At 61.6% G+C, this 15,306-nt stretch carries 17 protein-coding genes; 5 read left to right on the top strand and 12 right to left on the bottom strand.

Going from position 1 to position 15,306, the window contains the following annotated elements; all coding sequences use genetic code 11:
- Positions 1 to 49: 49 nt before the first annotated feature.
- The 9 genes from TR61_RS07565 to ttcA form a co-directional block, all read right to left on the bottom strand.
- On the bottom strand, positions 50 to 541 hold the full coding sequence (locus TR61_RS07565; protein WP_050929310.1) for a SixA phosphatase family protein: 492 nt from the start codon (positions 539 to 541) through the stop codon (positions 50 to 52).
- A gap of 4 nt (positions 542 to 545) precedes the next feature.
- Entirely contained in the window at positions 546 to 1,181 is a 636-nt protein-coding gene (locus TR61_RS07560; protein WP_050929309.1) for a hypothetical protein, read from the bottom strand.
- Entirely contained in the window at positions 1,178 to 1,972 is a 795-nt protein-coding gene (locus tag TR61_RS07555; RefSeq protein WP_050929308.1) for a sterol desaturase family protein, read from the bottom strand. The genes TR61_RS07560 and TR61_RS07555 overlap by 4 nt, the downstream gene beginning before the upstream one ends.
- 57 nt (positions 1,973 to 2,029) lie before the next feature.
- Positions 2,030 to 2,905: an acetylglutamate kinase gene (argB, locus tag TR61_RS07550; protein ID WP_050929307.1), complete on the bottom strand. Its 876-nt coding sequence runs from the start codon at positions 2,903 to 2,905 to the stop codon at positions 2,030 to 2,032.
- A gap of 67 nt (positions 2,906 to 2,972) precedes the next feature.
- Positions 2,973 to 3,629: a ribosome biogenesis GTP-binding protein YihA/YsxC gene (gene yihA / locus TR61_RS07545; protein WP_050929306.1), complete on the bottom strand. Its 657-nt coding sequence runs from the start codon at positions 3,627 to 3,629 to the stop codon at positions 2,973 to 2,975.
- On the bottom strand, positions 3,626 to 4,378 hold the full coding sequence (locus TR61_RS07540) for an MOSC domain-containing protein (RefSeq protein ID WP_050929305.1): 753 nt from the start codon (positions 4,376 to 4,378) through the stop codon (positions 3,626 to 3,628). The genes yihA and TR61_RS07540 overlap by 4 nt, the downstream gene beginning before the upstream one ends.
- A complete protein-coding gene (gene yidC, locus TR61_RS07535; protein WP_050929304.1) occupies positions 4,378 to 6,207 on the bottom strand; it encodes a membrane protein insertase YidC in 1,830 nt (609 codons plus the stop codon). Before yidC ends, TR61_RS07540 begins: the two co-directional genes overlap by 1 nt.
- Before the next feature lie 131 nt (positions 6,208 to 6,338).
- A complete protein-coding gene (locus TR61_RS07530) occupies positions 6,339 to 7,874 on the bottom strand; it encodes a putative bifunctional diguanylate cyclase/phosphodiesterase (RefSeq protein WP_245626837.1) in 1,536 nt (511 codons plus the stop codon).
- A 58-nt stretch (positions 7,875 to 7,932) separates the two neighbouring features.
- Positions 7,933 to 8,832 (bottom strand): tRNA 2-thiocytidine(32) synthetase TtcA, encoded by a 900-nt coding sequence (gene ttcA, locus TR61_RS07525; RefSeq protein ID WP_050929321.1) that lies wholly within the window; start codon positions 8,830 to 8,832, stop codon positions 7,933 to 7,935.
- Between the two features lie 124 nt (positions 8,833 to 8,956).
- Here ttcA and TR61_RS07520 point away from each other — a divergent pair, with 124 nt between their 5' ends.
- Entirely contained in the window at positions 8,957 to 9,484 is a 528-nt protein-coding gene (locus TR61_RS07520) for a DUF3833 domain-containing protein (protein WP_050929303.1), read from the top strand.
- Between the two features lie 143 nt (positions 9,485 to 9,627).
- The gene (locus TR61_RS07515) at positions 9,628 to 10,596 is read left to right on the top strand and encodes an alpha/beta hydrolase (RefSeq protein WP_050929320.1); all 969 of its coding nucleotides are present in this window, start codon (positions 9,628 to 9,630) and stop codon (positions 10,594 to 10,596) included.
- 18 nt (positions 10,597 to 10,614) lie between these two features.
- On the opposite strand, the gene yidD is transcribed toward TR61_RS07515, so the two are convergent.
- From yidD to rpmH, 3 genes are read right to left on the bottom strand one after another with little or no spacing between them, the layout of a single operon-like run.
- A complete protein-coding gene (gene yidD, locus TR61_RS07510; protein ID WP_050929302.1) occupies positions 10,615 to 10,851 on the bottom strand; it encodes a membrane protein insertion efficiency factor YidD in 237 nt (78 codons plus the stop codon).
- Positions 10,848 to 11,258 carry a ribonuclease P protein component gene (gene rnpA, locus TR61_RS07505; protein ID WP_050929301.1) on the bottom strand — a complete coding sequence of 137 codons (411 nt, stop codon included), beginning with the start codon at positions 11,256 to 11,258 and terminating at the stop codon, positions 10,848 to 10,850. Before rnpA ends, yidD begins: the two co-directional genes overlap by 4 nt.
- Before the next feature lie 23 nt (positions 11,259 to 11,281).
- Complete coding sequence (gene rpmH, locus TR61_RS07500) at positions 11,282 to 11,416, bottom strand: 50S ribosomal protein L34 (protein ID WP_050929300.1); 135 nt, start codon at positions 11,414 to 11,416, stop codon at positions 11,282 to 11,284.
- Between the two features lie 323 nt (positions 11,417 to 11,739).
- Here rpmH and TR61_RS07495 point away from each other — a divergent pair, with 323 nt between their 5' ends.
- The 3 genes from TR61_RS07495 to TR61_RS07485 are packed head-to-tail and all read left to right on the top strand — an operon-like array spanning position 11,740 to position 15,290.
- Positions 11,740 to 12,465, top strand: coding sequence for a TVP38/TMEM64 family protein (locus TR61_RS07495; RefSeq protein WP_050929319.1), 726 nt, complete (start codon positions 11,740 to 11,742; stop codon positions 12,463 to 12,465).
- Between the two features lie 3 nt (positions 12,466 to 12,468).
- Positions 12,469 to 13,887: a dihydrolipoyl dehydrogenase family protein gene (locus TR61_RS07490; RefSeq protein WP_050929299.1), complete on the top strand. Its 1,419-nt coding sequence runs from the start codon at positions 12,469 to 12,471 to the stop codon at positions 13,885 to 13,887.
- A 17-nt stretch (positions 13,888 to 13,904) separates the two neighbouring features.
- Positions 13,905 to 15,290: a sensor histidine kinase gene (locus TR61_RS07485; protein WP_050929298.1), complete on the top strand. Its 1,386-nt coding sequence runs from the start codon at positions 13,905 to 13,907 to the stop codon at positions 15,288 to 15,290.
- Positions 15,291 to 15,306: the final 16 nt, after the last annotated feature.

Raw genomic sequence — 15,306 nt, 5'->3', positions numbered from 1 at the left:
CGTCCCGCCGCCTGTCAGAACGGTTAAGGCGGGACTTGTCCCGCCTTTTCTATTCCAACAACTCCCGCGGGATGACGAATTGGGTCACACGGCCTGATCCCAGGGTTACCTCTCCCCAGTTTTCCGCGTCGAACTCCATCACCGTGGCGGCCCCAGTCGGGTAGTCCCAGAACCGCGCATGTTCCGGTGGGTTTTGCACGATCTGTTCGGCAAAAGCCGCAATGCCGGGATTATGGCCGATCATCAGAACGCGCTTGCCGGTGGCTGTGGCCAGCACTTGCCACATCTCTCCGGGTCCTGCGTGATACAGCGCTTTCGTGTACCGAACGGGCGTGTCGATACCCAACCCCTCGAACGTTTCTCCGGTGCGCGTGGAGGACGAACTGATCACCTCATCCGGCACCAGATCCTGCGCGCGGAGCCAATCGCCAAGGGCATGGGCCGAACGTTGCCCGCGCTTGTTCAGCGGGCGTTCGAAATCCGTCAGGAACGGATCATCCCAGCTGGATTTCGCATGGCGCATCAGGATCAGGGTCAGCATGGGATTATCCCTGCAGAAAAGCGCGCATATGAAAAGCGGATTGTGCAGGATCGCGGGGGGAAATCTGGCTGACGGGGCAGGCGCGACGTGCCAGGCAACCCCCGGTCATGCAATCGGAGCCTTCGGGCGCGCGCAGGTGCGTCTTGCATCCCTCCACGTCATAGGGTGTCTCATTGGACAGGGCACCTACAGGGCAGGCTGTCAGGCAAGGCTGGTCTGCGCAGGCCTCGCAGGGGTTTGGCCCGGATTGGTCGGGCAATGGCAACATACCCTGAAACCGCAGCGCGCCGCGCAGTGAGAACATCAGCCCCTGGCCGTCATGGACCAGCATCCCAACCGGACTGGACCAGAACCGCCCCGATGCCAGCGCCCAGCGGATAAAGGGCGGATAAGGTGGGCCGTCCGAAGGGAACACAGATCCGACCGCGCCCAGCCTGGTGGCAAGATCTCCCAACACCCGCTTTGACCAGCGATCCAGCGGATCTGGTGCACCATCCGCGTATTCGGGGCTTGCGCAGAACCGTGGCCAGGAACCGCCGCCCGTCCCGATCAGCGCCAGCGTTTCACCGTCCTCGTGAAGCAGCCCCATCAGAACAAGGCCCTGCCCGGCCAGTTCGCCGCGCAGCAAAGCCCAGTTCATTTGCGCCGGAAGGGCAGGGCTAGGCTCCACCCCAGGGTGCTGGGGCTGTCATCCTGCCATTCCAGACCAACTGTCATCCCGTCATGGCCCTTTTCGGGTTGCGGTATATAGGTGCGGAACACCCTGTCCCAGATCGACAGAGCAAAGCCGTAATTGCTGTCATGTTCCCAGCGATGCACCGAATGGTGCACGCGGTGCATATCCGGCGTGACCAGCACCATTCGCAGCACGCGGTCAAGACCAAGCGGCAAACGGATATTGGCGTGGTTGAACATGGCGGTGCCGTTCAGAAGGATTTCGAAAACGATCACGGCCAGCGCAGCCGGTCCAAGCAGATAGACAAGACCGATTTTCAACAGCATCGACAGTGCGATTTCGACAGGATGAAAACGGATCGCTGTGGTCACATCCATGTCCCGGTCGGCATGATGCACGCGGTGCAACCGCCACAGGATCGGCACCTTGTGGGTGATCAGATGCTGCAGCCAGATGGCGAAATCAAAGATCAGCACGGCCAGCAGAAACTCCAGCCAGACCGGCCAACCGACGATATTGAAAAACCCCCAGCCGTTATTCGCTGCATCCACGGCAGCCCCAACCGCCAAAAGGGGCAGGCCCACCGCCAGAAGGCGCAGGGTCAGCGTGTTCAGAACGGTGATCGACCAATTCGTGAACCAGCGATGCGCACGTGGCTGCACGCGTGCACGGCGCGGCAACAGCGCCTCGGCCAGGGCGAACAGCGCAAACAGCCCCAGAAAGATCGACAGGCGAATGACCGCTTCGTTTTCCATGGGTCTGACACTATGCCCAAAACCGCGCGGAACAAGCCCGCGCGGGACACAAAGCCGTCACTGCGGCGGTATGTCGGGCCGGATGAGAGAGCCCGCGCCATGTTCGGTAAAAAGCTCAAGCAGCACGGCATTGGGCGCGCGCCCGTCCAGAATGACCACCGCCCGCACACCGCCGTCGATGGCATCCAGCGCGGTTTCGGTCTTGGGGATCATCCCGCCCGCGATCACGCCGTCACGCGTCATCTGGCGGATCTGTTCGGCCTTCAGCTCGGTCACCACATCGCCGTCGGCATTCTTTACACCTGCCACATCCGTCAGCAGCAACAGCCGGTCGGCTTTCAGCGCAGCGGCAACCGCGCCTGCTGCCGTATCGCCGTTGATATTGAACGTCTCACCTTCGTCACCCGCGCCGATGGGGGCGATCACCGGGATCACGTCTTGATCGAACAGACCGCGCAGGATCTTGGGGTCAACCCGGGACGGCGTGCCGACAAAGCCCAGATCGGGATGCGTCTGCGTGCACGTGATCAGCCTGGCGTCCTTGCCCGACAGGCCCACCGCGCGCCCGCCCTGACGGCCAATGGCCTGCACGATGCGCTTGTTGACGACACCGGAAAGCACCATTTCGACCACTTCGACCGTGGCGGCATCGGTGACGCGTTTCCCGTTCACGAAGTCCGACTGGATATCGAGCTTTTTCAACATGGCGTTGATCATCGGCCCGCCACCATGGACGATCACCGGGTTTACACCCACCTGACGCATCAGCACCACGTCGCGCGCGAAACTGTCCATCGCCTCGTCGCTGCCCATGGCGTGACCGCCCAGCTTGATCACGACGGTGGCGCCTGCATAGCGCTGCAAATACGGCAAGGCTCGAGACAGGGTCTCGGCGGTGGCAATCCAATCGCGGTTCATGTCTTGTGTCTTCATCTGCGTTCCGTTTCACGCCTTTCTGCGCGTGATCCCGGGGGCGGGCAAGATTTTTCGCGGAAAAACCTCATTCCAGACCGGCAATGATCGCACGCAGGGTGGCTACTCCGTCGCCCTTTTCGCTCGAGGTCAGGACCAGTTCGGGAAAGGCGGCGGGGTGTTTCGACAGTTTCTCGCGCACTTGGGCCAGCACGCGCGCGCGGTCCTTGTCCTTGACCTTGTCGGTCTTGGTCAGCACGCATTGAAAGGTCACCGCCGCGCTGTCCAGAAGGGCCATGATCTCTTCATCGACAGATTTGATCCCGTGGCGCGCGTCGATCAGCACAAAGGCGCGGCGCAGGGTTTGGCGGCCCGACAGGTACTGTTTCAGCAGCCTCTGCCATTTCTCGACCACTGCAACCGGCGCATTGGCAAAGCCATAGCCGGGCAGGTCAACCAGATAGCGCGTGTCGCCCAGCGCGAAGAAGTTGATCTCCTGTGTGCGGCCGGGGGTGTTTGACGCGCGCGCCAGACCTTTGCGACCGGTCAGCGCGTTGATCAGGGATGACTTGCCCACATTCGACCGCCCGGCAAAGCAGACCTCCACCCGGTCGGCAGGGGGCAGGCCCGACATGGCGACGACCCCTTTGACGAAATCGCACGGCCCCGCAAACAGCTTGCGGCCGCGTTCGATGCTGGCTTCGTCGGGGTTTTCGGCCTCGGGGAAGGGTAGGGCGGCGCTCATGCAAGTTCGACCTTGTCGCCAATCGCAATGTCGCCGCCTTCGATCACCTGGGCATAGACGCCGAAATCCTGATGGTCCCAACCGGAGCGCAGGGCGCCCAGAGTGTCGGCATCGCGCACGCCGGTCTTGGGATTTGCAGCGGTATGCAGGCAGCGCTCGATGCGGTCCTGCACCTGCAGCACGGTGCCACCCACGCGTATCGTCTTGCCCAGCCAGTCGAACTCCTCCCAGGGGGCAAGCCCGTCGAACCAGACATTGCCGCGCCAGCGCTCCGTCTCGATCGGGCGGCCCAGCTTTTGCGACACCGCGCGGTGCGAGCTTTCATTCATGATCGACACCGACGGGTAATCGGTATCCGTCATGCCCCGGGTCCCGGCTTGAACCACGCGGCGTGGCTGGGCGCGGTTTTCAGGGATCAGTGGGGCAATCCAGGCCAGGAACTGACTGGCCTCAAGATAATCGTCGGGGTGAAAGGTTAGCTTGCCGAGTTTTTCATGGCTCAGCGTGACGCGGCGCGGGCCCTCGTCCAGCTTGGCCCACAGGCCTGCCAACCCCGGGGTACGGGTGCCGATCATGAAATTCATGCAATCGGCCCAGCCCTCTCCGTCATGTTTGGAGTGGTCATGCTGCACGGCCCAGAACCGATCAAAGGGCAGCGCCTGACCGGCGACCGCGGTCACACGTTCAAGCGCCTCGCGCCCATGGCTTTTGATCGGATGCCGCCACAGCTGGGTGACCGCGCCCGTCATTAGCCTTTGCCCTTGTCGCCGCCCTTGGGCTTGGCTTCCGCCTTGCCGTCACGCTTGAAGCTTTCGCGGATGTTGCCGAAGACATCCGGCTTGTACCCCTGGCTGCGCATGATCGTGTATTGCTGGATGAAGGTGATTGTGTTGTTCGCAATCCAGTAGATCACCAGACCCGAGGCAAACCCGCCCAGCATGAACATGAAGACCCAGGGCAACCAGGCGAAGATCATCTTCTGCGTGGGGTCCGTTGGTGCCGGGTTCAGCTTTTGCTGCAGCCACATCGAGATACCCAGCAGCAAGGGCAGGATCCCGATGAAGAAAAGCGCCATCAGCGATCCCGGCTCGGGCCCCGGATTGCCCAGCAGACCAAAGAGGTTAAGGATCGAGGTCGGGTCAGGCGCCGACAGGTCCTGGAAGGGGCCCAGCCATGGTGCGTGCCGCAGTTCGATCGTGACAAAGATCACCTTGTAAAGCGAGAAGAAGATCGGGATCTGCAGAAGGATCGGCAGACAACCCGCAGCCGGGTTCACTTTCTCCTTCTTGTAAAGCTCCATCATGCCTTGCTGCAGCTTCTGGCGGTCGTCGCCTGCGCGTTCCTTCAGCGCCTCCATCTGCGGCTGGAGTTCCTTCATCTTCGCCATGGAGACATAGGATTTGAATGCCAGCGGGAAGAGGATCGCCTTGATGATCAGCGTCAGCGCGATGATCGACCAGCCCATATTGCCGATCAGAAGGTTGATTTCATGCAGCAGCCAGAAGATCGGCTTCGTCAGGAAGAAGAACCAGCCCCAGTCAATCGAATCGACAAAGCCCTCGATCCCATCGCTTTGGTACTGACGCACCGCGTCCCATTCCTTGGCACCGGCGAAAAGCTGGGTCGAGAAGGCAATGCTTTCATCGGCCGCCAGCGTCACGGTCGGCAGCTTGGTGGTGGTCTGATATATGTCGCGCACGGTGTCGCGGATCGTGCTGAATTCAAATGCCGTGCCCGGTTTGGGGATCAGCGTGGTCATCCAATAGTGATCGGTAAACCCGGTCCAGCCGTTTCCGGCCACGGTGCGGGCATCGTGATCGGCAGCCGGATCGATATCGTCATAATCGGTTTCGATCAGTTCCCCATCGGCCATGGCAATGGCGCCTTCATGCAGAATGAAGAAGTTTTTCAGATCCTGCGGCTCTCCATGTCGGGCGATGATGCCATAGGGCGCAAGGGTCACGGTGCCCGCGCCTGTATTCTGCACGCTTTGGGTGACATCGAACATGTAATCGTCGTCAATCGCGATGACGCGGGTGAAGGTCAGGCCGGCGCCATTGTCCCAGCTCAGCGTGACCGGGGTTTCGGGGGTCAGCGTGCCGCCATCCGCCAGCGACCAGACGGTGTTCGGTCCGGGCACCAGATCGGCGCTCAAACCCGCACCGGCGGCCCAGCCGTAAAGCGCGTAATAGGCGTTGGGCCCATCGACCGGCGACAGCATGGTCACGATGGGGGCGTCGGGTGTGTTTTCCACCCGGTAATCCTTGAGCGACAGATCGTCGATGCGTCCGCCCAGAAGCGAGATGGAGCCGCTGAGGCGCGGTGTGTCAATCTCGATCCGCGGTGCTGCTGCCAGCGCGTCCTGGCGCGTGTCGGTCTGGGGCGTGGCCGTGTCACCTGTGGGACCGGCCGCTTGCGGGACTGCAGCGGTTTCGCCCTCGGCAGGCACGGTTGTGGCGGCAGCGGGCGGTTCGGTCAGCGGCTCGGGTTCTGGGGGTGGGAAAAGAACAAACCACACCAGAATGACGAGAAAGCTCAGCGCAGTCGCGAGGATGAGATTCTTGTTCTGATCGTCCATAACGGGCCGCTACCTCATGCGTTTCCAGACAGGTGGGTTCAACAGAGTGCCAGCCCAAAGGTCAAGCAGATTCCGGCGAACTGGGCGCGCGCGCCGCGCCCTGTCACCCAAGGTCAGCGATTGAAGACGGTTCAGCCGGTGCGGCGCTTGATCTGTGGCGGTGCGGCCAGTTTGGCGTGATGCTGCTCAAGCCACGCGCCGGTTTCCTCCACCGGCATCGGTCGCGCGATGCCGAAACCCTGCACATGGCCGCATCCAAGCTGCGCCAGAAGCGCATGTTCGCCCGCGGTTTCCACCCCTTCTGCCAGCGTTTCAAGCTCAAGCCGCTCCGCCATGGTCAGCAGGGCGCTGATAAGGCGTTGCTGATCACGGTCCTGGTCGCATTTGACCACGAAGGACCGGTCGATCTTGATCCGGGTCACCGGAAACCGCTTGAGCGCGGCAATTGACGCATGGCCCGTGCCGAAATCATCCAGATCAATGGCGCATCCAAGATCGTGCAGCCGCGTCAGGTTGCGCACGGTGATATCGCTGGGCGCGTCGGCCACCACGGTTTCCAGCACCTCAAGGCAAAGGCGTTCGGGTGCAAGATCAAAGCGCTCAAGCTCCCAGGCGATGGTGTCGGGCAAGGCGGGGTCCATAAGATCCTGCGGTGAAAGGTTCACGGCCACACTGGGGACGTCATGGCCTGAATTATCCCAACAAACCAATGCCTGCAGGGCCTGGCGCAGAATCATTCGGGTCAAGCGGGGCATCTGCCCCTGTTCGGCGATGGCAGGCAGGAACTGATCCGGGGTTACGGGGCCGCGCGCCGCATCGGGCCAGCGCGCCAGCGCCTCGAACCCCGAAACCCGGCCCGTATCCGTGTTGATCTGCGGCTGGAACCAGGCCTGAAACGCCTGATCCTCCAGCGCCTGCATCACGTCACTGCGCAGACTGGTTTCCACGTCATGGCGCGCCTGCATCTCAGGCGTGTAGGCGCGGATCGAAGACGGACCGTTTTGCCGCGCCTGCGCCAGCGCCAGCTGCGAAGCGGCAAGCCAGCTGCGCCAATCGGCGCCCGGGGCCCGGTTGCGCAGGCAAAAGCCCACCGAACAGGACACATACACGGTCAATCCGTCCAGGATCACAGGCTCCTCCAGCACCGCCTGCAACCGGCCCGAGATCTGAAGCCCCCTCTCCAGATCCAGTTGCTGCATAGGTGACAGGCAAATGGCAAAGCGCGCATCGCCAAGCCGTGCAACATGATCTGCGTCCCTCAGCGCGCTCAATATACGATCGGCCGTGCTTTGCGCGATCTGATCCAAAGCCGCCTGGCCGTGGCGGGCCATAAGATCGTCCGCGTCGTCAATTTCCACAAGGAAACAGGCTGATTTCTGACCGCCCGCGTGGGTTTGGCCCCAAACCTCTGCCAGCGCGGTATCAAAGCCCGGCTGCAAAAGCAGCCCCGTGCGGTCATCGCGCAGACCTTGCCCAACCCCGCGTGTCGGATCGGCAAGCCGCAGCAAAAGCAGCGCCATTGGGCAGGTAAAGGCCAAAATCACCAGCCAGCGTTCCCCACCCAAAAAGTACCCACTCAGCAAAACAGCCGGTAGCAGAGCAAGCGCCCAGGACATGCAAACGATCCGACCCGCATACAGGGTGTACCAGCGATTGCGCGCGAACATATAGGCGGGCCTCCTTCATCAGTCGCAGGCACGCTAACCGGGCAAAGTATCCGGGCTGTTAACTCAGCCGCGGAATGTCGCTGTCGTTTTGCTCAAATTGTTCCGATTTTCTTGCAAGCCCCACGAAATCGAACAGTTTCGGGTCCAGAAGGTGCGACGGCCGCGCATTCATCAGCGCGCGGAACATGACCTGCCGCCTGCCGGGGCTGTTTCTTTCCCACCCATCGAGGATCTGTTTGACCTGCTGACGCTGCAAGCCGTCCTGCGAGCCGCACAGATCGCAGGGAATGATCGGGTATTGCATGGCGCGGGCGAATTTCTCGCAATCGGCCTCTGACACATGGGCAAGCGGGCGATAGACAAACAAGTCGCCCTCTTCATTCACCAGCTTGGGCGGCATCGTCGCCAGACGTCCGCCATGGAACAGGTTCATGAAAAAGGTTTCCAGAATGTCATCGCGGTGATGGCCTAAAACCACCGCCGAACAGCCTTCCTCCCGCGCAATGCGGTACAAATGCCCACGCCGCAGACGCGAACACAGCGCGCAATAGGTCCGGCCCTGTGGCACCTTGTCGACCACGACCGAATAGGTGTCCTGGTATTCGATCCGGTGCGGCACGCCCATGCGCTCAAGAAACTCGGGCAGGACGGTCGCGGGAAAACCCGGCTGTCCCTGATCCAGATTGCAGGCAAGTATATCAACCGGCAGAAGGCCGCGCCATTGCAGCTCGTGCAGCACGGCCAGAAGGGTATAGCTGTCTTTCCCGCCGGACAGACAGACCAGCCACTTCGGTTTCTGCCCATCATCGCCCCCGCGCGCGGTGCGGTCGATCATGCCATATTGGTCAATCGCCTCGCGGGTCTGGCGTACAATGCGCTTGCGCAGCTTCCGAAATTCGGTGCTGTCCGGGGCGCCGGCAAAAAGCGGGTGGATATCGTCATCAGCTGTATCACGCATGCGCGATGCTTTAGTGCGTTCCGCTGCGCTGGGCAAGAAATCCCCGCTCGCAACAAGGGCTGCACTGGACCTTTGGCGCATTTGCGCCAGTTCAGGCAAAAGCCAATAGCCATGATAGCAGCCCATGTTCCGTATCCTGATCTTTCTCGCTCTTGCCTTTCTGGTTGCTGCCTGCACCGGCAAACCGGCGCTGGAGGATGCACACCTGTCAGACCGCAAACTGGATCTGGAGGTCTTCTTCGCCGGAAAATCCAAAGCCTATGGCCAGTTTCAGGACGTCTTCGGCACCGTCCGCCGCCGGTTCGAGGTCGATATCACCGGCACATGGGATGGCAGCCGGCTGAAACTGGTCGAAGATTTCGTCTATGAGGACGGCTCGACCGAACAGCGCATCTGGACATTGACAAAGACCGGCCCCGACAGCTGGACTGGCACTGCGCCCGGCGTCATCGGCACGGCCAGCGGTCAGGAGCGCGGCGATACCTTCAACTGGCAATACACCATCGACCTGCCGGTGCCCGACGGCACGCTGCGCGTGACTTTCGACGATTGGATGTGGCTGCTGTCCGAAGACCGGCTTTTGAACCGCGCCTATATGAAACGCTTCGGCGTCGATATCGGCGAGGTCATTATCACCTTCGAGAAACTCTGAGCGCCGCCCCGCCGGTCAGGGAAACCTGACCTTGCGTCAATTGATAATCCATCCAAGACTGCATGTCGTCTCCCGCAGTTTATCTTTTGCGGTTTTGCGGTTTTGCGGTTTTGCGGCCTGTCGGGCCGGGAAAGGATGTTTTGATGGATTACATTTTTACCGTGCGCCGTGTGCGCAAAGGCGCGTTCACCAATGAGCCGGGCAGCACCTATTTTCTGAAAGTGCCCGAGAATTCCGCGGATATTGATCCGACGCATCAGATCGGTTCAGCAGGTAGCGGCATGCCCGACAAATGGGCCAGGGAAGTGATGGCCCACGCAAAATCCGGACTGAACCCGCGAACGGGCGAACCCAAGGGCGATATCCTGATCTATGTCCACGGCTTCAACACGCCGACCTCAACCATGCTGGAACGGCACCGCCTGATCCGCAAGGGCGTCGAAAAGCACGGGTTTGAAGGTGTTGTTGTCAGCTTCGACTGGCCTTCGGCCTCTTCCGCGCTGAATTATCTCGAAGACCGGTCTGACGCGAAACAGACAGCGCGGTACCTGGTGGATGCGGGCATTGCCGCTTTTGCCGAACGCCAGACCCCGGATTGCGAGATCAATATGCATCTTCTGGCCCATTCCATGGGCGCCTATGTGGTCCGCGAAGCCTTTGACGATGCGGATGACCGGCCTGCCATCGCCGCCAACAGCTGGTCAGTCAGTCAGGTGATGCTGGTGTCGGGCGATGTGTCGACCAGCTCTTTGACGGATGGCAACCCGAAGACCAGCTCGCTCTATCGCCATTGCGTGCGACTGACGAATTACTCCAACCCGTTCGATGCCGCGCTGTCGCTGTCGAACATCAAACGGGTGGGGGTGAGCCCGCGCGTGGGTCGGGTGGGTCTGCCCTCTGACGCGCCCGGCAAGGCGGTGGAGGTCGATACCGGCACCTATTACGAGGCCAACAAGCACAAGTTCGACCATCTGCCCAATGACAGTCACACCTGGTATTTCTGGGACGACACGTTCATGCGTGATGTGACCGAAACGGTGAAAGGCGATGTGGACCGCAACCGCATCGTCACGCGGGTGGGCAGGGGCAGCAGGCTGGAACTGATCGTCTGAGGCGGGACAAGTCCCGTCCTACGGCCTGTCTTCGGGTTCGGGCACCGGGTCATAGCCGGAACTTCCCAGCGGATGGCACCGCCCGATCCGCCTGAGTGTCAGAAGACTGCCCCGAAAAGCCCCGTGTTTTTCCAGCGCTTCCAGCGCATAAGCGCTGCAGGTCGGTTGATATCGGCAGTTAAACCCGACCCATGGCGAAAAGATCAGCCGATAGGCGCGCACGGGCAATGCGGCGATATGGGCAAGTGGGCTCATGTGGCTTCATGTATTTTCGAAAGCGCAAAGCGCAAGTCGTCCTGCAGCTTGTCGAACGGGCGGGCGGCGGTCGCTTCTGCCCGGCCGATCAGGACGTAATCCCAGCCGTCGCGCCCCGCGTCGGGAAGAACCAGCCGCGCGACTTCGCGCATCCGGCGTTTGGCGCGGTTGCGCGCGACCGCGTTGCCAACCTTCTTGGAACAGGTAAAGCCCACGCGGATGCCGTCCGCCTCACCGGGGGCGCGCTTTCGCCCCTGCACCATCATCCCCTTGGTGCCCTGCCTGCGGGCCTTTGCGGCGCGCAGGAAATCCGATCTGTGTTTGAGACCCGTCACACAAACGGACACCGCCGGAGGCGCATTCCCTTCGGTGGCTGTGCCATCCTCTGGGGCCTCCGGCGGTGTCATAACCGTGAAGATTGGCCGAGAGCTTACGCGCTCAGCACTTTACGGCCGCGTGCGCGGCGTGCATTCAGGATCTTGCGGCCGGCTTTGGTTGCCATGCGTGCGCGGAAACCGTGGCGGCGTTTGCGTACCAGGTTCGAGGGTTGAAAGGTGCGTTTCATCGCTCCGTCTCCAAAATTCGGGCCAGGCGGCGCGGATTCGCCCCCGGTGGTGCATTCGAAGCCCGTCCTCTAAAGCGCCTTTTGGCACAAGTCAAACCCGTTAGGCGTGAAAAAGCGGGTTTTCTTGCAACAATCGCCCCTGTGTTTTCCCAGGGAAATGTTTCAATCACTGCCGGTCACATGAGAAAAGCGCACAAGCGATGTCACTGGCGATCAAGCGCCCGTGATCTGGCTACACCTTCAGGGCGGGGAGGCGCATGTTGAGGCAAGTCAAGCGCAAGGAAGACACGATGTCCGATCAGGCCCAGAATGCCCCCGCCAGCATGGACCGGGAAAGGGAAAAGCCGGGATATCTGCGGCATCTGCCGCTGATCGTCATTCTGACGGTCGCCGCGATTGGTGCTTTTCTTCTGCGGGATACGATCAGTTTCGACACGCTGCGCGATAATCGGGAGGCTTTGCTGGCTTTCCGCGACGAAAACTTCTTCGGTCTCGCGGCGATTTTCATTACCGTTTACGTGTTGATCGTGGCCTTTTCACTGCCCGGCGCCGCTGTTGCTTCGGTCACCGGCGGGTTTCTGTTCGGGCTGGTGGCCGGCACGGCGTTCAACGTGATCGCCGCCACCATCGGCGCCAGTCTGATCTTCATCGCTGCCCGCGCCGGGCTGGGTGAAGTGCTGATGGCAAAGATGGAGGCCTCGGACGGGAAGCTGAAGAAACTGCAACAGGGCCTGCAGGAGAACGAGATCAGCGTGCTGTTCCTGCTTCGCCTTGTGCCTGCAGTGCCGTTCTTCGTGGCCAATCTGCTGCCCGCGCTGGTGGGCGTGCGGTTCTTCAATTTCCTCTGGACCACGGCAGTGGGCATCATTCCGGGGGCGATCGTTTTCACCTGGATCGGCGTCGGCGTGGGCGAGGTTTTCGACCGGGGCGGAATGCCCGACCTGTCGCTCTTGTGGTCGCCCCAGGTGTTGGGGCCAATCCTGGGCTTGGCGGCGCTGGCGGCACTGCCTATCGTGATCCGAACTCTGCGCGGCAAGAAAGAGATCTGATCCATGGAACGCATCAAGACCGATATCCTGGTCATCGGCGCCGGGTCGGGCGGCCTGTCCGTCGCCGCAGGCGCCAGCCAGATGGGGGCGGATGTCGTCCTGCTGGAAGGCCACAAGATGGGTGGGGATTGCCTGAATTTCGGCTGCGTGCCGTCCAAAGCGCTGATCGCCAGCGCGAAGGCCGCCTATGGCCAGGCGCATGCGTCGCAATATGGCGTGGCCGATGTGACCCCTCAGGTCGACTATGCCGCGGCCAAGGATCATGTGCATGACGTGATCGCCCAGATCGCCCCGGTCGACAGCCAGGAACGGTTCGAAGGCTTTGGCGTGCGCGTGATCCGCGAATACGGCCGCTTCATCTCTCCGACCGAGGTGCAGGCCGGCGATCACATCATCACTGCGCGCCGTGTGGTGATCGCCACCGGTTCGCGCCCCTTTGTGCCGCCCATTCCGGGCTTGGATGAGGTCCCATACGAGACCAACGAAACGATCTTCGACCTGCGCGAGCGGCCCGACCACCTTCTGATCGTGGGCGGTGGCCCCATCGGCCTTGAGATGGCACAGGCGCACATCCGGCTGGGATCGAAGGTCACGGTGATCGAAGGGGCAAAGGCGTTGGGCAAGGATGACCCGGAACTGGCGGCCATCGTTCTGGACAGCCTGCGCGCTGAAGGGGTGGAGATTGCCGAGGATGCACAGGCCGAGCAAATCACCGGCAAAGCGGGCGCCATCCGGATCGAAACGGCAGACGGGCGCACATTCACCGGCACACACCTGCTGATGGCGGTTGGGCGCAAGTCGAACACCGAAAAGCTTGATCTGGACAAGGCCGGGATCAAGACCACCAAAACCGGTATCAAGGTAGATGACCGCCTGCGCACCACGAACAGGAAGGTCTATGCCATCGGCGATGTGGCAGGCGGGCTGCAATTCACCCATGTGGCGGGATATCATGCGGGCGTCATCATCCGCTCGATGCTGTTCGGCCTGCCGTCAAAAGCCAAGACATCGCATATTCCCTGGGCCACCTATACCGATCCCGAACTGGCCCAGATCGGCCTGACCGAGGCAGAGGCGAAGAAAAAGCACGGACCCGCCATGGATGTGGCCCGGTTCGAATATCACCACAACGATCGCGCCATTGCCGAACGCAAGACCAAGGGCCTGATCAAGGTGATGGTTCTCAAAGGCCGCCCCGTTGGGGCGTCGATCGTCGGCCACCAGGCGGGCGAGTTGATCAACCTCTGGGCTCTGGCCATCGCCAATAACCTGAAGATGAGCCAGATCAGCGCCATGGTCGCGCCTTACCCCACGATCGGCGAAATCAACAAACGCGCTGCAGGGGCCTATTTCACACCGCGTTTGTTTGATAATCCCAAGGTCAAGCGGGTTGTCCGGTTCATTCAGCGCTGGATCCCGTAGGTTAAGGTAGGCGGTCCATGCTCAATTCGCTGTCGGGCAGATTTCTGATCCTCACGGTCATCTTCGTGATGCTGGCCGAGGTTCTGATCTTTGTTCCGTCCATCGCGCGCTTCCGCGAGGATTTCCTGCGCGACCGGCTTGAACGCGCGCAGATCGCGTCGCTTGCCCTTTTGGCCGATGACATGCTCACCAGCGAGCTTGAGGCCGAACTTCTGGAAAACGCCGAGGTGTTCAACGTCGTCCTGCGCCGGGACGAGATGCGCCAGCTTGTGCTGTCATCACCCATCCCGCACCCGATCGAACTGACGGTCGATCTGCGCGACCCGGGTGCGTTCGAACTGATCCGCGATGCCATGCGCCGTCTGGGCAAGCCGCAACCCGAAGTGATCCGCGTGATTGGCGCGCCGGTGCGTGACGCGGGCCTCCTGATCGAGGTCGCGATGGACAGCGCCCCCCTGCGTGCGGCGATGATTGATTATGGTGTGCGCATTCTGGCGCTGTCGGCTGTGATCTCGATCTTCACTGCGGTCCTTCTCTTTGTCGCGGTGCGGCTGTTGCTGGTGGTGCCGATCAAGGGCGTGGTCGGCTCCATGCAGCGCTATGCCAGCGCGCCCGAAGACGCCCGGCGCATCATCAAACCCACCGCCAGCGTGCGCGAGCTGCGCGAGGCGGAAGAGGCGCTGAACCAGCTGCAGACCGAACTGACCCAGGCCCTGAAACAGAAAGAACGCCTGGCCCAATTGGGGGGCGCGGTTGCCAAGGTCAGCCATGACTTGCGCAATATTCTCACGTCTGCCCAGCTTTTCACCGATCGGATCGAAAGCAGCGAGGATCCCCTGGTGCGCCGGATGGCGCCGAAGCTGGTGAACTCGATCCGCCGTGCGGTGTCGCTGTGCGAAAGCACGCTGGCCTTCGGCAAGGCCGAAGAACCCGCACCCACGCTGACCCTGTTCCAACTGATCGACATCGTGTCGGACGTGTTGGACAGCGAAAGGCTGGCCGACGGCAGTGACGATATCAGTTTCGCCGAAGACATTCCGTCGATGATGACCGTGCGCGCCGATCCCGAACAGCTGTTCCGCGTGGTCTCCAACCTTGTGCGCAATGCACGCCAGGCCATCGTCAATTCCGGCCAGCCCGGAGAGATCAATGTCAGCGCCCATGAAGACGAAGACGCCTGGTGGATCGAAATCGCCGATACCGGCCCCGGCCTGCCCCCCAAAGCGCGCGAATACCTGTTCACCCCCTTCCAGGGCGGTGCGCGCAAAGGTGGTTCGGGCCTGGGCCTTGCCATCGCCGCAGAACTGGTCCGCGGCCATGGCGGCACGCTTGAGCTGAAGAAAACCGACGAGACAGGCACCGTCTTCGCCATCTGTCTGCCAAAGGGTGACGGCGCGGTCTGATCTTGTTGAATTGAGG

The organism is Aestuariivita boseongensis (assembly GCF_001262635.1).
In the GTDB taxonomy this organism is placed as follows: Bacteria; Pseudomonadota; Alphaproteobacteria; order Rhodobacterales; family Rhodobacteraceae; genus Aestuariivita; species Aestuariivita boseongensis.
Note: the sequence above shows the minus strand (reverse complement) of the source record. Positions and strands in the feature narration are given on the sequence as shown.